26 protein-coding genes are annotated in these 26191 nt (G+C 64.1%); 12 read left to right on the top strand and 14 right to left on the bottom strand.

What is annotated here, in order from left to right:
* Position 1: 1 nt before the first annotated feature.
* On the top strand, positions 2 to 844 hold the full coding sequence (locus ABB29_RS14145; protein WP_057660186.1) for a ferritin-like domain-containing protein: 843 nt from the start codon (positions 2 to 4) through the stop codon (positions 842 to 844).
* Between the two features lie 132 nt (positions 845 to 976).
* Here the strand turns inward: ABB29_RS14145 and lpxH are convergent, their stop codons facing one another.
* Positions 977 to 1717 (bottom strand): UDP-2,3-diacylglucosamine diphosphatase, encoded by a 741-nt coding sequence (lpxH, locus tag ABB29_RS14150; RefSeq protein WP_057660188.1) that lies wholly within the window; start codon positions 1715 to 1717, stop codon positions 977 to 979.
* 83 nt (positions 1718 to 1800) lie between these two features.
* On the opposite strand from lpxH, the gene gltX reads away from it, so the two are divergent.
* Together gltX and ABB29_RS14160 are read left to right on the top strand one after the other, a co-directional pair.
* Positions 1801 to 3207 (top strand): glutamate--tRNA ligase, encoded by a 1407-nt coding sequence (gene gltX / locus ABB29_RS14155; RefSeq protein WP_057660189.1) that lies wholly within the window; start codon positions 1801 to 1803, stop codon positions 3205 to 3207.
* 11 nt (positions 3208 to 3218) lie between these two features.
* Complete coding sequence (locus tag ABB29_RS14160) at positions 3219 to 3707, top strand: Fur family transcriptional regulator (protein ID WP_057660191.1); 489 nt, start codon at positions 3219 to 3221, stop codon at positions 3705 to 3707.
* Between the two features lie 10 nt (positions 3708 to 3717).
* Here ABB29_RS14160 and ABB29_RS14165 read toward each other — a convergent pair whose 3' ends face one another.
* Positions 3718 to 4344: a TetR/AcrR family transcriptional regulator gene (locus tag ABB29_RS14165; protein WP_057660193.1), complete on the bottom strand. Its 627-nt coding sequence runs from the start codon at positions 4342 to 4344 to the stop codon at positions 3718 to 3720.
* A 100-nt stretch (positions 4345 to 4444) separates the two neighbouring features.
* Here ABB29_RS14165 and ABB29_RS14170 point away from each other — a divergent pair, with 100 nt between their 5' ends.
* Positions 4445 to 5590, top strand: a complete 1146-nt coding sequence (locus ABB29_RS14170; RefSeq protein ID WP_057660194.1) for an MBL fold metallo-hydrolase — start codon at positions 4445 to 4447, stop codon at positions 5588 to 5590.
* A 24-nt stretch (positions 5591 to 5614) separates the two neighbouring features.
* On the opposite strand, the gene ABB29_RS14175 is transcribed toward ABB29_RS14170, so the two are convergent.
* Positions 5615 to 6109, bottom strand: coding sequence for a DUF2938 family protein (locus tag ABB29_RS14175; protein WP_057660195.1), 495 nt, complete (start codon positions 6107 to 6109; stop codon positions 5615 to 5617).
* Positions 6109 to 8367, bottom strand: a complete 2259-nt coding sequence (locus ABB29_RS14180) for a TonB-dependent receptor (RefSeq protein WP_057660196.1) — start codon at positions 8365 to 8367, stop codon at positions 6109 to 6111. The genes ABB29_RS14175 and ABB29_RS14180 overlap by 1 nt, the downstream gene beginning before the upstream one ends.
* An 86-nt stretch (positions 8368 to 8453) precedes the next feature.
* Here ABB29_RS14180 and ABB29_RS14185 point away from each other — a divergent pair, with 86 nt between their 5' ends.
* A complete protein-coding gene (locus tag ABB29_RS14185; protein WP_057660197.1) occupies positions 8454 to 8861 on the top strand; it encodes a MerC domain-containing protein in 408 nt (135 codons plus the stop codon).
* Positions 8862 to 9196: 335 nt separating this feature from the next.
* The gene (locus ABB29_RS14190; RefSeq protein WP_057660199.1) at positions 9197 to 9373 is read left to right on the top strand and encodes a 30S ribosomal protein THX; all 177 of its coding nucleotides are present in this window, start codon (positions 9197 to 9199) and stop codon (positions 9371 to 9373) included.
* Between the two features lie 123 nt (positions 9374 to 9496).
* Here ABB29_RS14190 and hutI read toward each other — a convergent pair whose 3' ends face one another.
* Positions 9497 to 10729: an imidazolonepropionase gene (gene hutI, locus ABB29_RS14195; RefSeq protein WP_057660201.1), complete on the bottom strand. Its 1233-nt coding sequence runs from the start codon at positions 10727 to 10729 to the stop codon at positions 9497 to 9499.
* Positions 10726 to 12111 (bottom strand): chloride channel protein, encoded by a 1386-nt coding sequence (locus ABB29_RS14200; protein WP_057660202.1) that lies wholly within the window; start codon positions 12109 to 12111, stop codon positions 10726 to 10728. Before ABB29_RS14200 ends, hutI begins: the two co-directional genes overlap by 4 nt.
* Before the next feature lie 49 nt (positions 12112 to 12160).
* Between ABB29_RS14200 and ABB29_RS14205 the strand changes: the two genes are divergently transcribed.
* Complete coding sequence (locus ABB29_RS14205; RefSeq protein ID WP_057660204.1) at positions 12161 to 13417, top strand: formimidoylglutamate deiminase; 1257 nt, start codon at positions 12161 to 12163, stop codon at positions 13415 to 13417.
* A gap of 24 nt (positions 13418 to 13441) precedes the next feature.
* Here the strand turns inward: ABB29_RS14205 and ABB29_RS14210 are convergent, their stop codons facing one another.
* From ABB29_RS14210 to ABB29_RS14230, 5 genes are all read right to left on the bottom strand, one after another.
* Entirely contained in the window at positions 13442 to 14272 is an 831-nt protein-coding gene (locus tag ABB29_RS14210) for an isocitrate lyase/PEP mutase family protein (RefSeq protein WP_057660206.1), read from the bottom strand.
* Between the two features lie 164 nt (positions 14273 to 14436).
* Entirely contained in the window at positions 14437 to 14952 is a 516-nt protein-coding gene (locus ABB29_RS14215) for a methylated-DNA--[protein]-cysteine S-methyltransferase (RefSeq protein ID WP_057660207.1), read from the bottom strand.
* Positions 14949 to 16592, bottom strand: coding sequence for a DNA-3-methyladenine glycosylase 2 family protein (locus tag ABB29_RS14220; RefSeq protein ID WP_083487937.1), 1644 nt, complete (start codon positions 16590 to 16592; stop codon positions 14949 to 14951). Before ABB29_RS14220 ends, ABB29_RS14215 begins: the two co-directional genes overlap by 4 nt.
* A gap of 49 nt (positions 16593 to 16641) precedes the next feature.
* The gene (locus tag ABB29_RS14225; protein WP_057660209.1) at positions 16642 to 17922 is read right to left on the bottom strand and encodes an alkaline phosphatase family protein; all 1281 of its coding nucleotides are present in this window, start codon (positions 17920 to 17922) and stop codon (positions 16642 to 16644) included.
* 120 nt (positions 17923 to 18042) lie between these two features.
* Complete coding sequence (locus ABB29_RS14230; protein WP_057660211.1) at positions 18043 to 18849, bottom strand: ThuA domain-containing protein; 807 nt, start codon at positions 18847 to 18849, stop codon at positions 18043 to 18045.
* A 66-nt stretch (positions 18850 to 18915) separates the two neighbouring features.
* On the opposite strand from ABB29_RS14230, the gene hutU reads away from it, so the two are divergent.
* Positions 18916 to 20595 (top strand): urocanate hydratase, encoded by a 1680-nt coding sequence (gene hutU, locus ABB29_RS14235; protein ID WP_057660212.1) that lies wholly within the window; start codon positions 18916 to 18918, stop codon positions 20593 to 20595.
* A gap of 43 nt (positions 20596 to 20638) precedes the next feature.
* On the opposite strand, the gene ABB29_RS16190 is transcribed toward hutU, so the two are convergent.
* Complete coding sequence (locus ABB29_RS16190; protein WP_083487939.1) at positions 20639 to 22003, bottom strand: FG-GAP repeat domain-containing protein; 1365 nt, start codon at positions 22001 to 22003, stop codon at positions 20639 to 20641.
* A 392-nt stretch (positions 22004 to 22395) separates the two neighbouring features.
* On the opposite strand from ABB29_RS16190, the gene ABB29_RS14245 reads away from it, so the two are divergent.
* The 3 genes from ABB29_RS14245 (at position 22396) to ABB29_RS14250 (ending at position 24781) form a co-directional block, all read left to right on the top strand.
* A complete protein-coding gene (locus ABB29_RS14245) occupies positions 22396 to 22890 on the top strand; it encodes a DUF1801 domain-containing protein (protein ID WP_057660216.1) in 495 nt (164 codons plus the stop codon).
* Positions 22891 to 22999: 109 nt separating this feature from the next.
* Positions 23000 to 23173: a DUF1328 family protein gene (locus tag ABB29_RS16195; RefSeq protein WP_083487941.1), complete on the top strand. Its 174-nt coding sequence runs from the start codon at positions 23000 to 23002 to the stop codon at positions 23171 to 23173.
* Positions 23174 to 23359: 186 nt separating this feature from the next.
* Positions 23360 to 24781 (top strand): MATE family efflux transporter, encoded by a 1422-nt coding sequence (locus tag ABB29_RS14250; RefSeq protein WP_057660219.1) that lies wholly within the window; start codon positions 23360 to 23362, stop codon positions 24779 to 24781.
* A 59-nt stretch (positions 24782 to 24840) separates the two neighbouring features.
* On the opposite strand, the gene ABB29_RS14255 is transcribed toward ABB29_RS14250, so the two are convergent.
* Positions 24841 to 25206 (bottom strand): DUF1428 domain-containing protein, encoded by a 366-nt coding sequence (locus ABB29_RS14255; RefSeq protein ID WP_057660224.1) that lies wholly within the window; start codon positions 25204 to 25206, stop codon positions 24841 to 24843.
* Between the two features lie 228 nt (positions 25207 to 25434).
* On the opposite strand from ABB29_RS14255, the gene ABB29_RS14260 reads away from it, so the two are divergent.
* Positions 25435 to 25869 carry a VOC family protein gene (locus ABB29_RS14260; protein ID WP_057660225.1) on the top strand — a complete coding sequence of 145 codons (435 nt, stop codon included), beginning with the start codon at positions 25435 to 25437 and terminating at the stop codon, positions 25867 to 25869.
* 65 nt (positions 25870 to 25934) lie between these two features.
* On the opposite strand, the gene ABB29_RS14265 is transcribed toward ABB29_RS14260, so the two are convergent.
* Positions 25935 to 26180 (bottom strand): GIY-YIG nuclease family protein, encoded by a 246-nt coding sequence (locus ABB29_RS14265; RefSeq protein ID WP_057660230.1) that lies wholly within the window; start codon positions 26178 to 26180, stop codon positions 25935 to 25937.
* Between the last annotated feature and the right edge of the window lie 11 nt (positions 26181 to 26191).

The raw sequence follows: 26191 nt of genomic DNA on the forward strand, positions 1-26191 counted from the left end.
GGTGCGGCCTGATCCGTCGTTCGCCGTGCCGGCAACCGAGTCGCTGTTCGCCGCCGCCGATGCCTGCCTGCAGGCCGCGGACCCGGCGGACAAGGTCGCGCTGACCCAGCGCTACGCGGCATTGTTCGATGCCGGTGCGCTGGTCATCAACGCTGATGAGGCACCGCCACGGCCGATCCGCATGCCGGGCCGGCCAGCGCTGCCGAAACTGGTGCATCCACGCCAGGTGTCCAAGCGTGGGTTGGGCAGCATCGAGGGCCGCGCCGCCTTCATCCACGCCATTGCCCATATCGAGTTGAACGCCATCGATCTGGCCTGGGACGCGGTCTATCGCTTCCGTGGCCTGCCGGCGTCGTTCTATCGCGACTGGGTCGGCGTGGCCAACGACGAATCACGGCACTTCGTGTTGTTGCGAGACCGCCTGCGCGCACTGGGTTTTGATTACGGCGACTTCGACGCCCATAACGGGCTGTGGGAAATGACCGAGAAAACCGCGCACGACGGCATGGCGCGGATGGCGCTGGTGCCGCGGGTGCTGGAAGCGCGTGGACTGGATGTCACCCCGGCGATGATCAACAAGCTGCGCGCGCTCGGCGATGACGCCACCGCCGATATCCTTGAGGTCATCCTGCGTGAGGAAGTCGCCCACGTGGCCGCGGGGTCGCGCTGGTTCCACTGGTACTGCGAGCGCGACGGCGTCGATTCGCGGCAGCGCTTCCGTGAACTGCTGCGCGAATACGCCAGCGGTTATCTGGCTGGCCCGTTCAACATCGAAGCACGGTTGCTGGCTGGCTTCGACGAGGATGAACTGCTGGCGCTGCAACAACTGGCGCCACCCCGGTAGAGCGGAGCTGGATCCGCTGCGAGCAGTCAACGTCCGTATGACTGCCACACGATATTTTCTCCAGCGGAGTCCCGAGAATGGGATGCAAGCACAACTCCGCTCTACGCGAGCGGATGCAGCGGCCGGCAGGGTTCAGGCCAGTGCCTGCAAATGCATGCCCTGCGCGTCGACCCGCAGCACCGAGCCTTGCTGGTACCAGTCACCCAGCACCACCCGGGTGCAGGCGCGGCCATCGACATCCAGCGCATGTACCGCCGGTCGATGGGTATGGCCGTGGATCATCGTGTCGACGCCGTAGCGCTGGAAGGTGGCGCGCACCGTTGCCGGGGTCACGTCGGTGACGGTTTCGAACTGCGCCTGATCGGTCTGCTTCATGCCGCCCTGGTGGGCAGCGCTGGCCGCGCGTGCCTGCGCCGCGAACGCCAACCTTGCTGGCAATGGCTGGGCCAGGAACTGCTGCTGCCAGTCCGGGTTGCGGGTCTGCGCGCGGAACGCCTGATAGGCGAGATCGTCGCTGCACAACAGGTCGCCGTGGCCCAGCAATACGGGTTTGCCATACAGGTTGATGACCGCCGGATCCGGCAGGAGGCGCATGCCGCAACGGTCGGCGAACCGGCCGCCGAGCAGGAAGTCGCGATTGCCATGGATGAAATACAGCGGCACGCCGGCACTGGCGACCGCGTGCAGCGCCTGGGCGACGCTGGCGCCGAGCTCCGACGGATCGTCGTCACCGACCCAGGCTTCGAACAGGTCGCCGAGGATGTACAACGCATCGGCGCGACGTGCCTCGCCTTCAAGAAAGCCGATGAACAGCGCGGTGATTTGCGGACGGCTGGCATCCAGGTGCAGATCCGAGATGAATAACGTAGTCATGGCGCCATTGTAGGCCGCCCGGCAGCCGTGGTCAGGGTCCGGTAAAATCAGGCTCTTCCAGTCCGTACCCGCTCGAGCCGTCCATGACCTGCCGCACCCGCTTTGCCCCCAGCCCCACCGGTTACCTGCACATCGGCGGCGCCCGTACCGCGTTGTACTGCTGGCTGGAGGCGCGCCATCGCGGCGGCGAGTTCATCCTGCGCATCGAAGACACCGACCGCGAACGCAGCACCCAGGCCGCGATTGACGCCATCCTCGAAGCGATGGACTGGCTGGGACTGGATTACGACCAAGGCCCGATCTACCAGACCCAGCGCCTGTCGCGTTACCAGGAAGTGGCCGAGCAGCTGCTGGCGCAGGGCAAGGCCTATTACGCCTACGAAAGCCGGGAAGAGCTGGACGCGATGCGCGAAGCGGCGATGGCCAGGCAGGAGAAGCCGCGCTACAACGGAGCGGCGCGCGATCTCGAACTGCCGCGCCGTGACGACCCCAACCGGGTGATCCGCTTCAAGAACCCGCTGCAGGGCAGCGTGGTGTTCGAGGATCGGATCAAGGGCCGCATCGAAATCAGCAACAGCGAGCTGGATGACATGGTCATCTTCCGTCCGGATGGCTACCCGACCTACAACTTCGCGGTGGTGGTCGATGACATGGACATGGGTATTACCGACGTCATCCGCGGCGACGATCACATCAACAACACCCCGCGCCAGATCAACATCTACCAGGCGCTGGGCGCAGCGGTGCCGCTGTTTTCGCACATGCCGCTGATCCTGGACGAACAGGGCGCCAAACTGTCCAAGCGCACTGGCGCCGCCGACGTCAACCAGTATCGCGACGCCGGCTATCTGCCGCATGCGCTGATCAATTACCTGGCCCGGCTGGGCTGGTCGCATGGCGATCAGGAACTGTTCTCGCGGCAGGAACTGATCGATCTGTTTTCGGTCGAGAACGTCAATTCCAAGGCCGCCCGCCTGGACATGGCCAAGCTGGGCTGGGTCAACCAGCATTACCTGAAGAGCGATGACCCGGCCAGCATCGCCCCGCAACTACAGTGGCAACTGGAAAAACTGGGGCTGGATGTCAGCCACGGCCCGCAACCGGCCGACGTGGTGATAGCGCTGCGGGACCGGGTGCAGACGCTGAAGGAGATGGCTGAACGTGCGGCGGTCTGGTATTTGCCGCTGGAGCATTACGACGAGGCCGCGGTGGCCAAGCACTTCACCGCCGCCGCGCAGGCGCCGCTGGCCAAGGCCCGTGAGGTGCTGGCCGCGCTCGGCGAGTGGTCGGCTGAATCGGTATCGACGGCGCTGCACGATGCCGCTTCGGCACTGGCCATTGGCATGGGCAAGGTCGCACAACCGCTGCGGGTGGCCATCACCGGTACCCAGGTGAGCCCGGATATTTCGCAGACGGTCTACCTGGCCGGGCGCGAGCAGGCCTTGAAACGCATTGATGCAGCACTCATCAAGATAACCGGGACCGCCTGAGAAACCATCGCATGCCCAGCAAGCACGCCTGCATCGATCCGCAGCACCACGTCAGCGACGCCAGTGCGTTCGTGCGCGCGGTCGAGGCGGCGTGCCACGAGCGCGGCCTGCGGCTGACGCCGATCCGCGCCCGCGTACTGGAGCTGATTGCGCGCACCGGCAAGCCGGTCAAGGCCTATGACCTGCTGGAAATGGTCCGCGCCAGCAAGGGTGCCGGTGCCGATGCGCCGCCAACGGTGTATCGCGCGCTGGATTTCCTGATGGCCAATGGCTTCGTGCACAAGCTGGAGTCGGTCAACTCGTTCGTCGCCTGCCATCACCCCAGCAGCGAACAACACTCGGTGCCATTCCTGATCTGCGACAAATGCCACAGCGCGGTCGAGCTGGAGGATCTGGAAGTGGTCAGCCAGCTGGAAGCACGGGCCAAGGCGCTGGGCTTCCAGCCACAGGCGCAGACCCTGGAAGTGCATGGCCTGTGCGCGCGCTGCGCCAGCGCCTGAACCAGAGCGTCTATTCGACCGCGTAGCAGCGCAGGAACATCGAGACCGCGCTGCTGATCAAGCGCTTTTCTTTGGCCTTGCTGAGTGCAGGCTGGCCGAGGCTGATCTGCGGCCAGAATGCGAACCCCTTGATCAGCGCCTGCAGCTGCTGGGCGGCAAATTCCGCATCATCGATGCGCAGCTTGCCGCTGGCGGCGGCCGCACGTACCCAGCTCAACAATCCTTCTTCCTGATTGCCGAGGCGCTCGAAGATCGCTTTGGCCCGCCCGGGTGAGTGGATGCTCTCGGCGATGGCGACCCTTGCCAGCTCAATGAAGCTGGGTTCGCGCAGCAGCGCCAGCTTGGCCGCCAGCAATTCGGCCAGTTGCCCGTCCAGCGGGCGGCTGGCATCGAACTGCACGTCGCTGGCTGATTCGGCGCGGCTCCACAGCTGCCGCAGGACGGCCGCGAACAGCGCTTCCTTGCTCGGGAAGTGGTTGTAGACCGTGCGTTTGGAGACACCGGCGGCGGCGGCGATGCGGTCCATGCTGGTGGCTTCGAAGCCGGCCTGGCGGAACTCGTCGGCAGCCGCGCGCAGGATGCTGTCCTGCTTGCGTTCGCTGAGGGTCTGACGGCGGGGTGCGGGATTGGAGTTCATGGCCGGTTCAACAAAATTACACCTGTGAGTGTACTTTTCTCTTCTGAAACTATACCGTGCAGTTTACCCGATGCGTGTGCATCATCGCCGACGGTGCCGCATGACGTTCCGAAGGATCTTCCGTTACAGCCTGCTCACAGGATTAATTGCCGTGTCTCTGCTCACCGCCTTCAGTGCCCGCCGGATAGCCGGCTCCTATCCGGATTCGCCGCAGTACCAGGCCGATGCCGGCAAATTCCATAATCCAGTGCCGCAGCCGCGTGATGGCGTCGGCAAGATGCTCGGCATCATCTGGAACATGTTGTGGCACAAGCCGCGTGATGCGACGCCACAGCACCCGCCGTTGCCGTTGCAGCCGCTGACCCGCGCCGATCTGCTGGCGGCACCGGATCGCAGTCTGTTCCGGCTTGGCCATTCGACGGTCCTGTTGAAGTTGCGCGGCCAGTTCTGGCTCACCGACCCGGTGTTTTCCGAACGTGCGTCACCGCTGCAGTGGATGGGGCCGAAGCGCTTCCATGCACCGCCGATCAGCATCGAGGATCTGCCGCCGCTGCAGGCGGTGATCCTGTCGCATGACCACTACGACCATCTGGACCAGGACGCGATCACGCAACTGGCAGGCAAGACCCGGCAGTTCGTCACTCCGCTCGGGGTCGGCGACCGGTTGGCCGAGTGGGGCGTGCCGCGCAGGCAGATCCGGCAACTGGACTGGTGGCAGCAGGTCGATATCGAAGGACTGCGACTGCTGGCGACGCCGGCGCAGCATTTTTCCGGGCGTACGCCGTTTGATGGCAACCAGACACTGTGGGCTTCGTGGGCGATCATCGACGACGATTTCAAGATTTTCTTCAGCGGTGACAGCGGCTATTTCGACGGTTTCAAGACCATCGGTGAAAAGCTGGGGCCGTTTGATCTGACCCTGATGGAAACCGGTGCCTACGATCCGCAATGGCCGTACGTACATATGCAGCCGGCGCAGACCCTGCAGGCGCATCTGGATCTGCGTGGCAAGTGGCTGCTGCCGGTTCACAACGGCACCTTCGATCTGGCCATGCACGACTGGTATGACCCGTTCGAGAAGATAGCCGCGCTGGCGCGGCAGAATGAGGTGTTGCTGGCGACCCCGGAAATGGGCGAACGGTTGGACATGCAGCAGCCGCAGGCGACCCGCGCATGGTGGCGCTATGCCGATGACGTCGCCGTCGCGGAACCCGGTCTGGCTGGGACCACCCAACCGTCGCGCTGAGGCATCGACACCGGTCTGCCGGCCTCAACCGGACAGCCGTGCCATCAGCCACGCGGACAGGTACAGCCCGAGACCGAATACCGAGTGGGTCAGCAGGCTGCGCAGACGCGCAGCCCCTGGCCGTGGTGTCCGGCGCGAGGCGATCCCCGCACCGAGCGCAGGCTGCAGGATCAGGAAGGGCAGCAGCACCGTGGCAATGCCAAAGCCGAGACTGGCCGGCAGGGTAGGGGACAGGCGCCAGCCCGGACCGACGATCCAAAGGAAAACAGCCGCCAGCACCATGCCGGTCAGGTAATGGAAGCCCCAGCCCAGCAGGGCCTCGGCACGAACCGGCGATGCATCGGTGATGCGGCGGTGGCGCAGCCGGCCATGGCGAAGGTGGCCGATCCATCGGCCGACCAGCGCCCAGTCCAGCGTTGCGATGCCAAAGACCCTGCCAAGCAACCAGGCCCACAGATCCACCAGCGCGGTGGATCCAGCTCCCAGTGCCACAATCCACGGCAGCGCAAGGCCTTCCATCAGAAGAACGCGCGAACCCCGAATGCCACGCCGCGGCCGGGCAATGGCGCCAGTTCCTTCAGGAACGAAGTGTGCACGCGGGCCTCCTCGTCGAGCAGGTTGCTACCATCGACAAACACTTCCCACGCATTGCCGTTACTGGTGTCGACGTGCCAGGCCAGGTGGGCGTCGACCAGGGTGTAACCGGGGGTGCTGCTTTCATTGGCGGCGACATGATCCTGATCCGCGTAGCGCACCGCGCCCAGCGAGGCACGCCAGCCGCCACGCGCCCAGTTGATTTCGCCACCGAGGCGTGAAGGTGCCATCCGCGGCAGGTATCCGCCGCGTTGCAGCTCGACCGTGTAGTCGTGGTCGTGGTCGCCATGCGGTACCGCGACGTCGATGTCGCGGCTGCCGCTGCCACTCAGTTCGCCACGCACGACGTCGCCGAACACGCGCAGATCCCAGCTGCCGCTGCTGTTATCGGCGATGGTCCAGTTGACCTCGGCCTCGGCGCCGTTGAATTCGGCGTCATCCTGGGTCCAGACACGCACCGGGCCGCCATCGTCGATGCCGGTATCGGCCTGGTAGATGAAATCGTCGAAGCCGACGTGGTAGATCGAAGCGCTCAGGCGCACCGGGCCGGCATGCCAGTGCATGCCAAGTTCGGCGCGGTTGGCGGTTTCAACATCCAGATTGGGCTGGCCGATTTCGACACTGCCGGTGGCGACGTGCAGGCCGCTGGAATACAGCTCTTCGGCGGTAGGCGCGCGTTGCGCGCGATCCAGGCCGAACGACAGGCTGAAATCATCGGTGATGCTCCAGCGCATCGACGCCGACAGGCTGTTGGTATCGAAGTCGCGATCCGGTGCGGCGGTGACGGCGTTGTCGACATCGATCTCGTTCTGGTCATGGCGGGCACCGAGTTCCAGCTTGACCGGCCCGAACTGGCGATCGGCGATCCAGAACACACCCGCATCGGTGGATTGCGAAGGCGGCACGAAGGCTTCGTCGCCAATGGCCTCGAAATCGCGGTTGCCCCATTGCACGCCCACCGCGTTGTTCCAGCCGTTCCACGGCTTGAACACCCCTTCCAGGCGTGCTTCGTCACCGGTGTTGTTGAAGACGGTGCCGACTTCGCTGCCTTCGTATTCGGTATGGGTGTATTCGGTATGCGCGGCTTTCAGGCGCAGGGTGCTGAACACGCCGGCATCATCGAGTCCGGCACGCAGTTCGCTGCGGCGCTGGTCCATGTCGATGCGGACCGGGCCTTCTTCCTCGTGCTCCTCGTGGTCATCGTCGTCACCGGCGATGGGGTCGTGATCATGATCTTCCTCGCCATGTTCATGGCTGTGCCCGGGCACGCCGTAGCGGGTATGGAACATGCTGTAGCTGGCGCCGATGAAGCCGCGGTCGCCGACCCACGACAGGCCGAAGGCGCCGGCATCAGTGCGCACCGCGCTGTTGGGCAGGGTCCCGTAAGCCTCTTCACCTTCCTCCTCGTGTTCGCCGTGCTCCTCGTGTTCCGCGGCTTCCTGTGCGCGCAGCGTGGCGCTTTCGGCATAGCCGGGGATGTCGTAATCGCCGGTCTCGCGATGCAGGCCATCAAAATGGAATACCAGATGACCATCGGCGGAGGTGCCGTCCACACGGACCATGCCGGTCTTCTCGTCATTGACGGTACCGCCGCGCAGCTCGGCACGCCCCTGCAGCGGCTCAGCGGTCGCCGCCTCCGGGATGCGGCCATCGATCACGTTGACCGCGCCGCCGATGGCGCCGCTGCCATACAGCAATGTCGCTGGTCCCTTCAGCACTTCGATCTGGTCGGCCAGGAACGGCTCCACGCTGACCGCGTGATCGACGCTGACGGTGGAGACGTCACCGGTGCCGAGGCCGTCGCTGACCACCTGCACGCGGGCGCCATCGAAGCCACGCACGATCGGACGACCGACGCCGGGGCCGAAATAGGACGACTGCACACCGGCGACCTTGCCGAGCGTCTCGCCAATCGAGCTGGCCTTGACCTTGTCCAGCGCCTCGCCGGTCAGGACGGCGACCGGGCGGGTGAGGTTGTCGACCGTAGACGGCAGCGGGCTGGAACGGACCTCCACCGCATGCAGGTCGACTGGCTGGTGATCGTGGGGTGTGGTTTCCGCAGCGGGGCCGGCACTGGCGGTGGCCTGCTCGGCATTGGCTGGCGCGACGCCTGGTCCGAGGGCGACCCCCAGGGCCAGGAACAACAGGGTCTGACGGGGATGACGTGGGGCGATCAGGGGCATGGGCGATCCGGAGTGGATGAATGAATTCGAATGTTATAATATACCAATTACATTCACTTCCACCCGCCAGAAGTCATACTTCACCCATGTCCCCCCATTTCCGTCGCTTGCTGGATCGCCTGGGTGCCACCGGATCCATGATCTGTGCGGTGCATTGCGCGCTCACTCCACTGTTCTTGGCTGCGATTCCATCGCTGGGGCTGTCGTTCTGGCTGGGTGATGGTTTCGAGCGTGGCTTCGTGCTGTTCGTGACCGTGCTTGGCCTGTTCAGCCTGATCTGGGGCTATCGCCGCCACCGTGCCTTCCGCGCGCTGAGCATGCTGCTGGTCGGGCTGGCCACGCTGTGGCTGGGCGTGCTGTATCCGCCGTTCCATGAAGCGGCCGTGCCACATGCCATCATCATGACCATCGGCGGCACCCTGGTCGGGCTCGCGCACGTGGTCAACCTGCGCCTCAACCACTGGCACGTGCACGACGCCAGCTGCGCCCACTGAAACCGGTAGAGCGGAGCTTGCTCCGCTGCAGGGCTGGGTAGCGGAGCAAGCTCCGCTCTACGGGAGGGGGCTGGTAGCGGAGCAAGCTCCGCTCTACGGGAGGGGCTGGGTAGCGGAGCAAGCTCCGCTCTACGGATGGGGCTGGGTAGCGGAGCAAGCTCCGCTCTACGGGAGGGGGCTGGGTAGCGGAGCAAGCTCCGCTCTACGGGGCTGGGTCAGGGGCAATTGGGCCCCGCTGTGATAGGCTTTGCGACCTTGCATGAGGCCGTCCATGCCGCGTTTCCGCGGTGGGGCAGGGCCCGGCAACCGAATCAATCAAATATCAGGAGAACACAATGGGCAAAGGTGATCGCAAGACGGCCAAGGGCAAGCGCTACAACTCCAGCTACGGCAACGCACGCAAGCACGTCGTCGCCAAGGCCACGGTAAGCGCCACCGCCACGGCCAAGAAGTCGGTGGTCAAGGCGCCGGCCAAGAAGGCCGTGGCCAAGAAGACCGCTGCCAAGGCATAAGTCGCTTCGACTGGCCACTGGCCTGAACCACAAAACCCCGGCGATGCCGGGGTTTTTCGTATCCGCGTCGGATCAGATTGTGCCGTCAGCCGCGGTTGAGGTGGCGTGCCGCCGACACTGTCGCTACGCCACGCGCACACCACCGGCGTAGGCCGAATGCAGCAGCTGGCCACCGAGCCAATAGGCCAACTGCGCCGGCTGGCTGATGTCCCACAACGCGAAATCGGCGCGCTGGCCGACCCGCAGTCGTCCCCGGTCCGCCAGCCCCAGCGCCTGCGCAGCGTGGCAGGTCGCACCGCGCAGCGCTTGTTCCGGGGTCAGCCGGAAATGGGTGCAGGCCAGCGACATCGCCAGCCGCAGTGATTGCAGCGGGGCCGTGCCTGGATTGCAGTCGGTGGCGACTGCCATCGGGACATTGTTCTCGACGAACGCCTGCAATGGCGGCAAGCGGGTTTCGCGCAATACGTGGAATGCACCCGGCAACAGCACCGCCACGCAGCCGGCCTTGCCCATCGCCGCGGCGCCTTCGGCCGAGGTGTATTCGACATGATCGGCGGACAGGCCGTTGAATTCGGCCACCAGTGCGGCGCCATCGCTGTCACTGAGCTGGTCGGCATGCAGCTTGACCGGCAGGCCCAGGCTGCGGGCGACTTCGAACACGCGCCGGGTCTGCGCATTGCTGAAACCAATCCGCTCGCAGAATGCATCGACCGCATCGACCAGGCCTTCCGCGTGCAGCCGTGGCAACCAGTCGCACACCGCATCGATGTAGCCGTCGGCATTGCCGGCGTACTCCGGCGGCAATGCATGTGCGCCAAGAAACGTGGTGCGCACGCAGATGCCGAGTTCGTGGCCGATCTGGCGTGCCACCCGCAGCATCTTGCGTTCGTTGTCGAAATCCAGGCCGTAACCGGATTTGATCTCCAGCGTGGTCACGCCATCGGCCACCAGCGCCCGCGCGCGCGGCAGGGACTGCCGCAGCAGTTCCTCTTCCGGGGCGGCGCGGGTGGCGTGGACGGTCGAGACAATGCCGCCACCGCTGCGGGCGATGTCCTCGTAACTGGCGCCCTGTAGCCGCTGCTCGAACTCGCCGGCGCGATCACCGGCAAACACCACATGGGTATGGCAATCGATCAGGCCCGGCGTCAGCCAGCGGCCTTCGGCATCGATGACCTCGCTCGCCACGGCCTCGGGTGCACCGTTCAACTGCGAACGCGGGCCGACATGGGCCAGCTGGCCGTCGCGCCAGCCCAGCGCCGCGTCTTCGATGATGGCGTAGCCGTGTTCGCCATCCAGGGTCACCAACTGGGCGCCGACGATCAGGCCGTCGAAGGGGCGGCTCTGGCCTGGACTCATGCGCCAGGACCGGGTGGGGTGGGCTGGCCGGCTTCGCCGGGTGTTGCCACGGCAGGGGCGGCCGGCGGCTCCGGCAACGGGGGCATCGCCGCTACCAGCCGATTGGCCAGGCCCTTGTAGATCGGCGTCGGGCAGACCAGCGAGGACGCCGCCTTGGCCAGCAACGCGGTGGCCAGGATCGCCAGCATCATGTTGCTGTTGTCGGTCAGTTCCAGCGAAATCACCGCCGAGGTCAGCGGCGCCTGGGTGACGCCGGTCAGATAGCCACACATCCCCAGCAGCACGATTGCGGAAGGGTCCACACCCGGCAGCAGCACCGACAGGTTGTGGCCAATGCCGGCGCCTACCGCCAATGCCGGCGAAAACAGGCCACCGGGTATGCCGGCGACATAGGAGACCAGATTGGCGGCCAGCTTCATCAGGCCGAATTCGTGGCCGACTTCGGCATGGCCCTGGACCAGGCTGCGGGCCTGGTCATAGCCGGTACCAAATGCGCCGGCACCAAAAATGATGCCCAGCAAGGCCAGCAGCAGTCCGCAGCCGGCGGCGAACAGCACCGGATTGGCGCCGCGCATCCGCCCCAGCCAGCGCGGCTTGCCATCGACCGCCGCCAGCACGGTGCGGCTGAAGAAACCGCCCAGCATTCCGGCGATGACGCCGCACAGCAATACCGCCAGCCAGCTCATGCCCAGCGGCAGCAAGGCACGGACCTTGCCGAAATAGGTGTAGTTGCCAATCAGCCCCAGCGACACCACGCCGCCAACGATGACCGCGGTCAGCAGGGTGCCGGAAAAGCGGTTCTCAAATCGATCACCAAGCTCTTCGATCGCGAATACCACGCCGGCCAGTGGCGCATTGAACGCGGCGGCGATGCCGGCGGCGCCACCGGCGAGCAGGAAGCGGGTGGCCTCGCGCGGGTCGACGAAGCCGAACTTGCGGCCGATGACATACATCAGGCTGGCACCGACGTGCACGGTCGGGCCCTCGCGACCGACCGATGCACCGCCCAGCAATGCAAGCACGGTCAGGCCCAGCTTGCCGGCCGATACCTTGAGTGAAAGATTGCTCTGCCGGAAGGCATGATCCTGCACGTGCATCGCCGCGATCACCTGCGGGATGCCGCTGCCACGGGTCGCCCGCAGGCCCTTGCTGGTCAACCACGCCAGCAGCGCGAATACCGATGGCGTCAGCAGCAGCGCCCACCAGGGCGAGGCATCGATGACGCCGCGGAATATCCCGAATGCCGCATCACTGGCCTTGGCGAACAGCAATGCCACCAGTGCCACCACCACCGCACCGCCCCAAAGCGCGGTGCGGCGCTTCCAGCCATCCTGCGACAGCAGTGGGCTCAGCGCGCTTGGCGTGTTGTCGGGCGAAGACATGTCGTCATTATTGCATGCAACGCCAGGGCTGTCCGGGCAGAATGGCGGCATGGACAACGACAGCAACGCGGCCAACGGCCCCTTCCCACAGCGTGACGACCACGGCTGGCGAATCCCCGGCATCGCCAACCTGCACTCGCATGCATTCCAGCGCGCCATGGCGGGACTGGCCGAACGCCAGACCCATCCCGAGGACAGTTTCTGGACCTGGCGCGAAACCATGTACCGCTTTGCCGAGCGGATGACGCCGGAGCGCAACTACGCCATCGCCCGCCAGTTGTACGCGGAAATGCTCGAAGCCGGCTATACCCGGGTCTGCGAATTCCACTATCTGCACCATGCGCCGGATGGCCAGCCGTATGCCGATCCGGCGGCGATGTCGCGTGCACTGATTGCCGCTGCTGGCGATGTCGGTATCCGCATGACGCTGTTGCCGGTGCTGTACATGACCGGTGGTTTTGATGGCCGGCCATTGTCGGCACGGCAGCGGCGGTTCGGACATGACGTCGACGGCTTCCTGCGGTTGCTGTCTTCGCTGCGCGGCGAACAGAGCGAGATGCTGCGCATCGGTTGCGCATTCCACAGCCTGCGCGCGGTACCGGAAGCGGCAATGCGCGAGGTGTTGGCGGCATTGCCGGCCGAGGCCCCGGTGCACATCCATATCGCCGAGCAGATCGGCGAAGTCCAGGACTGCCTGGCATTGCGCGACGCGCGGCCGGTTGAATGGCTGCTGGACAGGATGCCGGTCGACGCGCGCTGGACACTGGTCCACGCCACCCATCTGACCGCCGCGGAAACCGCGGGCATTGCCGGTAGCGGTGCCACCGTGGCGATATGCCCGACCACAGAAGCCAACCTCGGCGACGGCCTGTTTCCGCTACGCGATTATCTGGACGCCGGTGGCGCCTGGGGCATCGGTTCGGATTCGCACATCTCGGTGTCGCCGGTGGAGGAACTGCGTTGGCTGGAATACGGCCAGCGCCTGATCACCCGCCATCGCAACATCGCCGTGCGCGCCGACAGCCCCAGCGTGGGCCAGACACTGCTGGCAGGTGTGCAGGCCAGCGCGGCGGCAGCTACCGGCATGGACATCGATGATGATCATCTGCTGCTCGACGCCGACTCGGCGATCCTCGCCGGCGCGCACGCCAGCGACCTCGCCGACCGCTGGATCTTCAGCGGTAATCGCAACCTGATCCGCGACGTGCATGTGGCCGGCAGACAGGTCGTCGCGAATGGGCGACATCGCGACGCCGATGAGATCGGCGCGCGATATCGCGAGGTGGTCAACGAACTGCTGGCGTGATCCGCGGTCGCGACATGCTCGCGATCAATCGACTGCGGCGCTCGGGCGGGCAAACAGGGCGTTGATCTCGCCGTAGCCGAGTGATGGATGTTGGCTGTTGCTGCCTTCACCGCCGGCAAGGTTGCCGCCAAGGAATTGCCGGACCATTGTCAGACCTGTATTGAAAGCATGTTGGAACACGCCGGGGCCGGCACTGACCCGGCGTACCCCGGCCGTTTGCAGTGCCGCCAAGGGTGGCAGTCCGGGCACCGTCATCACGTTCAACGGTAGCTGGCAGCGCGAGGCGACTGCGGTGATTTCATCAATGTTGCTGATACCGGGAACGAACGCGCCGTCGGCGCCGGCCGCGGCATACTGCTGCAGGCGTTCGACAGTCATCGTCACGGCCGCAGCGCCGCTGGCCATGCCGCGCAGATAAACGTCAGTGCGGGCGTTGATGAACAGCGGCGTGTCGCCGAGAACGCGGCGGATGGTTTTGATCTTGGCAACCAGCAGGGACGGAACCGCGCCACCGTCCTCGATGTTGATGCCCACCGCGCCCGCTTCGGCGACCTGTCGCACCAGCGCGGCGACGTCCTCGGCATCGTCACTGTAGCCGTCTTCCATGTCGATGCTCACCGGCACCGAGGCGACGCGGACGATCTCGGTAACTTTGTGCAGCAACGCAGCGGCCTGCAGCGGACCGCCGTCGGCATAACCACAGGCCCAGGCCAAGGCCGCACTGCTGGTGCCGATGGCTGGAGCGCCGGCATGCTGCCACAACACCGTGCTGGCGGCATCCCAGGCATTGGCAATCAAAAGCGGCGACGCGGCCTGGTGCAGGCCGAGGAATGTGGCGTAGTGCTGATCGCGCATGGGCTGCTCGCAATGTGGGAGGGTGGTTATACAGGCAGGGCTGCTGCATTCGGCAGTGGCTGTCGTCTTCGGTAGCGTGTGCAGATAGCAGGCAAAAATTGAATCTGGCGATGGTTTTCCTTTGCCGGGGACTCCAGGTCAAGCGTTGCCAACGAGCATCGCCGTCAGTGGGCAAACAGATCCGCGGCCGGCTGGCTGCGCGGCAGCGCGCCTTCCAGTTGCAGCAGGAACTGCTTGGTCGGCAGACCGCCACCGAAACCGGTCAGTGAACCATCGGCGCCAATCACCCGATGGCAAGGCACCACGATCGGCAGGGGATTGCGGCCATTGGCGGCGCCGACCGCACGCATTGCCTTGACGTTGCCGATCCGTTCGGCCAGTTGCCGGTAGCTGATGGTCTGCCCGTAACCGATATCGCGCAGGCTCATCCACACCTGCTGCTGGAAGGCCGTGCCTTCTGGCGCCAATGGCAGATCGAAGCGTTCGCGCTGGCCACTGAAATACTCATCCAGCTGTCGGCGTGTTTCCACCAGCAGCGGATGTTCACCAGACTGCCATTGCTCCGGCTTGGCCATCGGATGACGGGGATCGGGGAATTCGATCAGGCGCAGGCCGTGGTCATCGGCGGCGATCAGCAGATCACCGACCGGGCTGGGGATGGTCTGGTAGTAAATCGTCATCGTGCTGTCCTCCTGCTCGCGGCAGCGCCGCCGATAGGCTTTCTGGTCTTGGTCTTGGTCTTGGTCTTGGTTTGTTTGGCACTGCTGGTGGCGTTCTGAGCCGCTTTCCTGCCGCGTTTTGACAGTTGTTTGTCGTCGCCGTGGGAGGTGATTGCTGGCAATGCCGGCATGCTGTCGCGCCACAGCTGGATGACCGCATAGCCACGCCACGGTCGCCATGCCTCGGCGTGTTCGCGCAGCGCCTTCGCGCTGAGCCGGCCGCCGTCGTTGGGCAGGGCACGTTGCAAGACCAGGTCTTCGGCGGGAAACGCATCAGGATGGCCGAGTGCGCGCAGGGCCATGTAGTTGGCGGTCCACGGTCCGATGCCGGGCAACGCGACCCAGCGGGCGACGAACTCGTCCAGGGTCTGCTCCGGGCGGAAATCCACCGCCCCCGACAACAATGCCCGGGCCACCGTGCGCACCGTCTGCGCGCGTGCCCGGGTCAGGCCGACATCGGATAGATCGGCATCGGCCAGCGTCTCGGCGGTCGGGAACAGATGGGTCAACCGGGCTGAAAAAGGCGACGTGATCGCGGTGCCGAAACGCTGGGCGACGCGGGCGGTGACGGTGCGCGCGGCGGCCACGCTGACCTGCTGGCCAATGACCGCCCGCACCGCGATCTCGAAACCGTCCCAGCCGCTGGGAATGCGCAGTCCGGGGCGTTGCAGCAGCAATGGCCGCAGCCGTTGATCGGCGGCCAGGGCCTCGCCGATGGCTTGCGGATCGGCATCCAGATCGAACATCCGTCGCAGCCGCTGGACAATAGGCAGCAGCATCGGCGCGGCGACGTTGTGCAATTGCAGCTGCAGTGCGTTCACGCCATCGCCGGCCCCTGGCCAGGCGCTCACCCGCAACCAGCCGGGCGCCGCGGCGCTGCCGATGATCCGGCTGTAACTGTCGCCGTCGACATGCTCGACGCCCGGCAGTGCGCGGCCACGCAGGAAGTCGAGCATGGCCGCCAGGTCGTACGGTGGCCGGTAGTTGAGGCGCAATGTCAGTACCTCGCCGGTGCTGGTCTTTTCCTGCTTGCGCAGTTCGCGCGGGGCCATCCGGTAGGCCTCGCGGAAGCTGGTGTTGAAGCGGGTCAGGCTGCCGAAACCCGCCGCCAATGCGACTTCGGTAATCGGCAGGTCGGTTTCGGTAAGCAGTTGCTTGGCGAACAACAGCCGATGAGTGCCGTGCACGCCGACCGGGGTCGCGCCGAGGCGGTCATTGAACAGGCGTCGCAGCTGGCGCTCGCCCAGATTGACCCTGGCCGCCAGTTCGGCAAGCGACAACTCGGCCAACGCGCCGCCTTCGATCAACTTCAGTGCACGCGCCATCGCCGCATCGCCACGCCGCCAGCTGCCATCGGCTGGCGACAGTTCCGGCCGGCAGCGCAGGCAGGGCCGGAAACCGGCGGCCTCGGCAGCGGCGGCGTTGCGGTAATAGACGATATTGGATGGCTTTGGCGGCGGCGCCGGACATACCGGGCGGCAATAGATGCCAGTGCTGGTGACCGCAGTGAAGAACAGCCCGTCAAAGCGCACGTCGCGGCTGAGGCGGGCCTGTTCGCAGGTCTGGATATCCAGCATGTCGGGGGCGGGCGAACGGGGCATGGACACAGGCTAGCACCGCCCCGTGGCCCCGACTAACCGTTTCCGGACATCAATGCTGGATGGAATCGGTGTTGCCGCCGTCGCGCAACGCCGGCAGCAGTGTCCGTGGATTGCCGTCATTGCTGGCCGGTGTGATGCCAATCAATCGCGCCAGCAGCGGATACACATCGACATTGTCGAACGGCGGCAATGTGGCGTCATGGCGGAAGGCAGGGCCGTGGGCGATGAAGATCGCACGCATTGATGCCAGATCCGGGTCATAACCGTGCGAGCCGCCACCGCGCCAGCCGGCGGCACGCTTCTGTTCGATCATCTCGCGGTGGTACACCAGCCAGCCTTCATCGGCCTGGCAGACAAACGGCGGCACCCGTGGATGCGTGCCGGCGTGCCAGCGTGCGGGCAGGTCATGCGCACGCCAGCAGCGCAGATGTGGATGCGGCGCCAGCAGTTGCCGGGCGGTGGCCTGTTCGTGCCCGGGCAGCGGGGTCAGGCCAATCACCTGGCCGGTGCTGATCGCGGTGGCATCGGTGGGAGGCACCAGGTCTTCTATGGCGATGGTGCGATCAATCGCGGTCGCGGCCATGCCGTGGTCCGAGACCACGATGATGTTGACCTGGTCCAGTTGCCCGCGTTGTTGCAGGGTCCGGGTCAGTTGGCCAATGGCGTCATCGACGTCGGTGATCGCCGCGTCGACCTGGGCCGAATCCGGGCCGTGTGCGTGGCCCTGGGTATCGACATCGTCCAGATACAGGGTGATCAGGCGCGGCCGGGTGGTCGCCGGCATGGCCAGCCAGTCCAGCGTCTGCTGCACGCGTTGCCGCGGCGTCACCTGCTTGTCGTACTGGAACCAGTAACGCGGGCGCACGCCCTGGATGGCGGCTTCCGAGCCCGGCCAGAACATGGTCGCGGTCGGCAAGCCGGCTTTTTCCGCACCGACCCAGATCGGCTCGCCACTCCACCAGCGGCCATCACCGACCGCCTCGCGGTTGCCGAGGCTGAAGTCGCCAAGTTCGGCATCCAGCATGGTGTTGTTGATGATGCCGTGGTGATCCGGTCGCAACCCGGTGACGATGGTGTAGTGGTTGGGGAAGGTCAGTGACGGATACGAGGGATTCATCCACTGCGCATGCACGCCGTCGTTGATCATCGCCTGCAGGTGCGGTGTCAGTCCGCGCTGCAGATAGTCGTTGCGCATGCCATCAATGGAGATCAGCAGCAGCGGCGCGGGCTCGGCGGGTACATCGGACCCAGCGGAACCAGGCTGGGTGGCACAACCGGCAACAAGCACGAGCAAGGCCAGCCATGCCGTCTTCATTGCAATCAGACGCATTGGCAAGTCAACACAACGGGAACCGGGCAAGTCTGTCAGAAACAGGTCACCGTTGCATGACAAGGCGGCGCGGACTGCCGCCAAAGCCCGGGAAACAGGCGCATCGCAGATCCCGTCTGCTCAGCAGCGGCTTGAACTGCCGGTTGCGAACGCAAGCCCGCGCGCCAGATGGCGCCGGAATACCGGGTCCGCATACAGCGCGGCATCGTGGCCCAGCCCGGTATACCAGCTGCGGCCACCCTGCCAGGGTCGGCACCAGGCAATCGGGTGATCGGCACCCATCCGGCCACCCTCGTAGCGCGATTCGTCGAGCGTGGCGATCACCTGCAACTGCGGTTGGCCGCGCGGATTGCGCTTGTAGTTGTAGAACTCGTCGGTGACCGGCCAGGGCTGGCCGTCATCGGTCATGCCGGCATCGGCAAATGTCACCTGGCTGCTGCGCAGGCCGTCGGGCGGGTGGTTGGCGAACCACGCGCCGACCAGTTCGCCATACCAGGGCCAGTCGTACTCGGTATCGGCGGCCGCATGGATACCCATGAAGCCCCCTCCATCGCGGATGAATGCCTGCAATGCCGCCTGCTGGGCATCGTCCAGCACATCCCGGGTGGTGCTGGCGAATACCACCGCCCGATAGCGCGCCAGCGATTGCGGCGTGAACAGCCCCGGATCCTCACTGGCGTCCATCTGCAGTCCCTGCTGCGTGGCAAGCAGGCGCAAGGTCGCGATGGCGGTGGGGATGGAGTCGTGGCGCCAGCCGCGGGTGCGGCTGAACACCAGGATGCGCGGCGACTGCGCCGATGCGATCGCTGTCGCGTCGCTGCCAGCGTGCGCAGGGGCCGCTGAAGCAGCTGGCTGATGCTGGCAGCCGGCCACGGCTGCGCCGCACAGGGCCAGCCACATGCCAATGCGCAGAAAGTCAGATTTCATCGACCGCTCCCCTGTACCGGTGCCAGTTGGCGATAATACGACACTGTTTTCAGCAAGGTGTCCGCCATGTCTTCAGCGCCCAGCGCTTCGCGTAACGACCCGTCCCGCGTCATCCGTGCCCCGCGCGGCAACCAGCTCAGCTGCAAATCCTGGCTGACCGAGGCCCCGTACCGGATGCTGCAGAACAATCTCGATGCCGAAGTCGCCGAGGATCCGACTGCGCTGGTGGTCTACGGCGGCATTGGCCGTGCCGCGCGCAACTGGGAATGCTATGACGCCATCCTCAAGAGCCTGCGCGAGCTGGAAGACAACCAGACTTTGCTGGTGCAATCGGGCAAGCCGGTAGGCGTGTTCCCGACCCATCCCGACGCACCGCGGGTGCTGATCGCCAATTCCAACCTGGTCCCGCAATGGGCGACTTGGGAACACTTCAACGAGCTCGATAAAAAGGGCTTGATGATGTACGGGCAGATGACCGCCGGCAGCTGGATTTACATCGGCAGCCAGGGCATCGTCCAGGGTACCTACGAAACCTTTGTCGAGATGGGCCGCCAGCATTACGACGGCAACCTGACCGGCAAGTGGATCCTGACCGCCGGGCTTGGCGGCATGGGCGGCGCGCAACCGCTGGCCGCCTCGCTGGCCGGCGCCTGCAGCCTCAATATCGAATGCCGGCAGAGCAGCATCGATTTCCGCCTCAAGACCCGCTATGTCGATGAGCAGGCGGAGGATCTGGACGATGCGCTGGCGCGGATCGAAAAATACACCCGTGCCGGCGAAGCGAAGTCGATTGCATTGCTGGGTAATGCCGCCGAAATCCTGCCGGAAATGGTCAAGCGCGGAGTGCGCCCGGATGCGGTCACCGATCAGACCAGCGCGCATGATCCCGTCCACGGTTATCTGCCGATTGGCTGGACCGTCGAGCAATGGCTGGCCGAACAGAAAACCAACCCGGAAAAGGTCCGCGATGCCGCCAAGCGGGCGATGCGCGTGCATGTGGAAGCGATGCTGGCATTCGAGAAGCAGGGCATTCCGACTTTCGATTACGGCAACAACATCCGCCAGATGGCCAAGGATGTCGGCTGCGAGAACGCCTTCGATTTCCCCGGCTTCGTGCCGGCCTATGTGCGGCCGCTGTTCTGCCGCGGTATCGGCCCGTTCCGCTGGGTCGCGTTGAGCGGCGATCCGGAAGACATCTACAAGACCGATGCCAAGGTCAAGGAACTGATCCCCGATGACGCCGCGCTGCATCGCTGGCTGGACATGGCCCGCGAACGGATCAGCTTCCAGGGCCTGCCTGCGCGCATCTGCTGGGTCGGCCTCGGCCTGCGCCACAAGCTTGGCCTGGCCTTCAACGAGATGGTTCGCAATGGCGAACTGAAAGCACCGGTAGTGATCGGCCGCGACCACCTCGACAGCGGCAGCGTCGCCAGCCCCAACCGCGAAACCGAATCGATGATGGATGGCAGCGACGCGGTCAGCGACTGGCCGTTGCTCAACGCCATGCTCAACGTCGCCGGTGGCGCCACCTGGGTATCGCTGCACCACGGCGGCGGCGTCGGCATGGGTTACAGCCAGCACAGCGGCGTGGTCATCGTCTGCGACGGCAGCGAAGCCGCCGACCAGCGCATCGCCCGCGTGCTCTGGAATGACCCCGGCACCGGCGTCATGCGCCATGCCGATGCCGGCTATGACATCGCCAGGCAATGCGCGAAGGAGCAGGGGCTGGATTTGCCGATGCTGTGAAAAAAATCAGCCCTGCGTTTACACGCAGGGCTGATATCCCAACTTACTGGCTGACTACAAAACTCCAACTACCATCAACCCCAGTCCCCGCGAGAGCGGTATTGGTTCGCAGCAGAAAGTCCTGGTACTGGCTTTTCCCATCCAGAATATGCACGGCGGTCTTGTTTCCACTGGATTCCCGCAAGACAAAATAGGCATCAGGGTAACCGTCGGCATTATAGTCCGCTATGTCAGCAACCCAGGCTTGGTCTGAGCCCATGCTTCCAAATGGGGTGTTCGTACGAAGGGAGTAGGTGGTAAATGACGTCGCCCCGTCAAGGACATGAATCTGTGTGCCTTGATTTTTCTTAATGGCATAAACGTCGTCAACTCCATCGCCGTCATAGTCTGCAACCCTGAAGCTCCAGGAGTCATCTGAACCTGTGGAGCCCAGTGGGGTTGCCTTGTGCAGTAGATATGATGCGAATGAATTTGAGCCGTCCAGAATATGCACTTCTGTATACCCGGTTGTTCCATTCTTCCGGATACAGTAAAGGTCAAGATGACCATCCTTGTTGAAGTCGCCCATGCCAAAGTTCCAGCTCAGATCCGCATCGACGGCTGCTTGCGCCGTAGCCTTGTGCAATAGGAATGTCTGATAATTGGTGGCGCCGTCAAGGACGTGGATATCTACCTTTCCGCTGCTTCCTTGCTTGTCGATTGCAATCAGATCCCGGACGCCGTCATTGTTGTAGTCAGCTCCGTCGAATGTCCATTCGTTGTCATATCCAGTCTTGTTGAGCGCGGTAGCAATCTGGTGCAGAAATGTCGTGTACTTGTTTGGTCCGCTCATTACGTGAGTTTCTGTTTTTCCTGAGCTGCCATTCTTCTTAATGGCCACGAGCGCAGGAAACTCTGGGTTTCTAGTAATTACCGTGGTATCAGATTCAGATGGGAGAGAGAAATAACTCTCGCCTGAATATTTGGCGAATATGTATTCGCGAGAAGATGGTCTGGGCGGAGTGTATGTGAAGTTTGTTTGCGCCTTGCTTGCAAAATAATAATAAACCCAGGTTGGCCATGCAGGGTCCCAGCTGCGATATTCTCCTGTTATTGGGGCAAATGATGCTGTCGAAGTGATTCTGTAGCCGGATACTATTTTCGATCCGGTAAGATTGTAAACATCAAGATAGCCTCCGATGTTTTTCTTTTCGGGTGGTGGAATATGGTAGATTCCGATCCCTTTGTCGCCGCTAACTTGAATTGCATAAGATATGTCTTTGGTGGGGAGGAAGTTTCTCGCCGATAGAACCTTTGTTTCTGTCGGCCACTTGTAGTTTGGGGGCGTGTCGGTGGGGCCGGTGATTGAGTCGTAGGAGAATGCAGAAAAGGACGTTGTCAATAACAAAATGGTGAGTGTCTTGCGCATATTAATTCCTTTGCATGGGATGTTGCCCTATGTCTTGGGCCTCTTGAGCATATAAGATGAAGTATTGATGAATGCAAATCCATGCACAGTTATTTGTTGTTTGTGCGACGTGGTTGGCACTTCACTATGCCTGCGCACTATAGTGGTCGAAGAAGTCTGTCCTGGAGAATTATTTGACTAGTAATCGAAGTTTGAGCTACCTAACACGGTCGCTGGTTCTACAGGCGTTGCTGTTGTACTCCTCGCCAAGTATTGAATTGTTTGACAGGCGACCTCCGCAGTTATCTGAGTCGGGCTGCCACATGGCAGGCCCCTGAGAGAGGCTTGGAGCGGGCAGCGGCGGATGGCACTATGCGGCGCACGGCGGTCAACTATCCAGCGAGGGGCAGGTGATGAAAAAGTCGACAGGGGTTTCCACAAATCCGGCGGACGGACAATCGGCTTCGGCGCAGATCGATGCCAGGATCAATGCGTTTGACGATTGGCGCGGCAAGACCCTGGCCAGGATCCGCGCCATCATCCATAAAGCCATCCCGGAAGTGGTGGAAGAGGTGAAGTGGCGAGGGGTGCCGGTATGGTCGTTCGAAGGCATCCTGTGTACCGGGGAGACCTACAAATCAGCGGTCAAGATGACGTTTGCCCACGGCGCCGCGCTGGACGATCCGGCGGGCCTGTTCAACAGCAGTCTGGAAGGCAACACCCGCCGTGCCATCGACTGGCATGAGGGTGACAGGATTGACGAGCGGGCACTGCGGGCATTGCTCCGCGCGGCCGCCACCTACAACGTCGGCCGCAGCGCCGAACGCGCGGCGCGGGTGCGCAAGGGTGCCAGCGAGTCCAAGGAAAACAAGGCAACCAAAGCGACCAAAGCGACCAAAGCGAGGTGACGGCGCTGATGCGCGGAGGTCGCTGGTCCCGGGTCGGGGGCGCTCACGACGTTCTCACACCGGCTCCGATAGCGTGAGCCCCCATCAACATCGATAAGGACCGAACGACATGATCAAGTGGGCCATCATCTTCGCGATTATCGGCGTAGTCGCCGGCATCCTCGGCTTCGGCGGCATTGCCGGTGGTGCCTTCGGCATTGCCAAGTTCCTGTTCTGGGCCGCCATCATCATCGCCGTGGTGTTGTTCATCCTCGGCCTGACGGTTTACAAGAAAGTCACCTGACCAGGCGTCATCGCCGCGAATCGCAAAACAAAGGCGGGCTTCGGCCCGCCTTTTGCATGTGCGCTGCCCATTTTCCGAGCGTGAGCCGGACCCGGCCGTTGCCTTGTCGATCCGGCGGGCCCTGCGGCGTCGTGGACTATTATGCGCATCTTGATGCGCGCGTAGCTTCCCACTGGAACCCTGCCGATGACCGCACCCGACCTGAGCAGCACCCCCGCGCGCGTATCGCTGTGGAGCGAACTGCGCGATGCCGTCCGCGGCACCGGCGCCGACTACACCCGGATTCCGTTGCGCCGCGCGGTGTTCCTGCTGGCGGTGCCGATGGTGCTGGAACTGGTGCTGGAGTCGACCTTCGCGGTGGTCGACATCTGGTTTGTAAGCCGGCTGGGGTCATCGGCGGTGGCCACCGTCGGTTTGACCGAAAGCTATCTGTTCCTGATGTACTCGATTGCGATGGGCCTGGCGATGGCAGTCACCGCGGTGATTGCGCGACGCATCGGCGAGCAGCGCCAGGACGAGGCTGCGGTCACCGCGGTGCAGGCGATCCTGATCGCGCTGCTGGTCTCGCTGCCGTTCGCGCTGATCGGCATCGTCTTCGCCCATGACCTGCTGCGCTTGATGGGCGCCGACGCCTGGACACTGCAGCACGGCGTCGGCTACATGCAATGGATGCTCGGCGGCAATGCGGTGATCATGTTGCTGTTTGTCATCAATGCCATTTTCCGTGGTGCTGGCGACGCCTCGATAGCGATGCGGGTGCTGTGGCTGGCCAATGCGCTGAACCTGGTGCTGGACCCGGTTTTCATCTTCGGCCTGGGCCCGGTGCCGGCGATGGGCGTCGAGGGTGCGGCCATCGCCACCAACATCGGCCGCGGCGCCGGGGTGGCGCTGCAGCTGTGGGTACTGTTCCGCGGTGGTGGCCGCCACATCCGGGTACTGGCGTCGGAGTTACGGGTGCGCGGCGACATCATGCTCAACATCATCCGCACCTCGCTGGGTGGCATCGGCCAGATGATCATCTCGATGACGTCGTGGATTTTCCTGATGCGGATCCTGGCCAGCATCGGCAGCGAAGCGGTGGCAGCGGCGACGATTGCCATCCGCATCATGATGTTCACGCTGATGCCGGCTTGGGGCATGTCGAATGCGGCGGCTACGCTGGTGGGGCAGAACCTGGGTGCTGGCCAGCCGGGCCGTGCTGAAGCCTCGGTGTGGCGGATCGGCTGGTACAACATGGTGTTCACGCTGGCGGTTTCGGTGCTGTTCTTCCTGTTCCATGACCGCCTGGTCGGCTTGTTCAGCGATGATACGGAGGTCATCGCGATTGGCGGCCAGTGGCTGCGAATCCTGTCGTACTCGTACTTCGTCTATGGCTGGTGGATGGTCGCGGTGCAGGCGTTCAATGGCGCCGGCGATACGGTCACCCCGACCCGCATCAACCTGGTGTTCTTCTGGCTGATCCAGATCCCGCTGTCGTACCTGCTGGCAATCCCGCTGGACTGGCAGCACAGCGGGGTGTTCTGGGGTGTGTTCGTATCCGAGACATCGGTTGGCTTGTTCACACTGTGGCTGTTCAGCCGCGGCAAGTGGAAGACCGCCCAGGTCTAGTACCGGGATGAATGCAGGCCGGTGAAAACGGGCCGTGGCCCGTCTTCGCCGGTAGCGGGTTAGCGGGTCAACTCCATCACCGGCACGAAGCCGCCGTAAATCATGCGCTTGCCGTCGAACGGCATCGGGTTGGTCGCCGGGTCCATGCGCGGGTCCTGCATTTCCATCACCTTCTGCATGCCGGCGTCGCGGGTCGCCTTGTCGGGCCACTCGATCCACGAGAACACCACCGTCTCATCATCCCTGGCCTGGACCGCACCGAAGAAATCGGTCTGCTTGCCGTGCGGCACGTCATCGGCCCAGCACTCGACGACGCGCAGGGCGCCCAGCTCGATGAAAACCGAATCACCCAGTTTGGCGTGATCGACGAACTTCTGTTTGTTGGCGGTGGGGACCGCCAGTACGAAACCATCAATGTATGACATGACCTGCTCCTGGTGGGTTGGATTGCGCCCGCAGGCGCCCGCAGCGTGCGCGGCACGTGCTGATCTTTCGACGAACCAGCATCGCGACATTCGACATTGCACCCGGGCCGGCAGCCGGTCCAGAGACAGCCGCCGTCAATGCACGTTAATCCGACCAGCGGCAAGCGGTCATCCAAATCGGCTTGAGGCTGAGCTAGGATTTGCCCTCCGCCATCGGGAATCACGCATATGGAAACCATGCAGTTGCATCGCGGCAGATTGATAGACCACATCCAGCTGGTGGTCGCCGACCTGCAGGCCAGCCGTCGCTTCTACCAGGCGCTGTTCGATGTCCTGGGCATCCCGCTGGGCGGCGAGGGCGATGGGTATTTCTGGGTGGACGAGTTGTTTGTGTCCAGCAGGGACAGCCAGGCCGCGCAGGGCGTGCTGACCGGCCGCCACCACCTGGCCTTCCAGGCTCGCGATGCCGGGATGGTGCAGGCTGCCTATCATGCGGCGCTGGCTGCCGGTGGCCGGGACAACGGCGCGCCCGGCGAGCGGCCCTATCATCCAGGTTATTACGCCGGATTCATGCTGGATCCGGATGGCAACAATATCGAAGTGGTGTACCACGGGCCGGCCAGCCGCAGCGCGCCGTCTGTGCGGATCGACTTCGATGCCTGAGGACTGCGCCAGACAAGCGTGCGGCTACGTCGATCTGTTCCCGGTCGCCAAGCTGGTTGCCCTCCTTATTCGGTGACGCACCAGCGCCGTTTGCGATCCGGCGGCAGCTGCTTGACCGCGTACTCGGCCTTGCTGGCACTGGAACGGTCGGCAAACGCGCGCGCACCGAGCAACCGTACCGGCGGCCGGGCGCGCGTGTAGCGGGCGCCGGTGCCGGCGACATGCTGGGCGTAGCGACGGTCGACATCGGTGGTGATGCCGGTATAGACACTGCCGCCGCGGCATTCGATCAGGTAGACGAACCAGCTCATGCCATCCACAT

It is taken from the genome of Pseudoxanthomonas dokdonensis, assembly GCF_001431405.1.
GTDB classification, from domain to species: Bacteria; Pseudomonadota; Gammaproteobacteria; order Xanthomonadales; family Xanthomonadaceae; genus Pseudoxanthomonas_A; species Pseudoxanthomonas_A dokdonensis.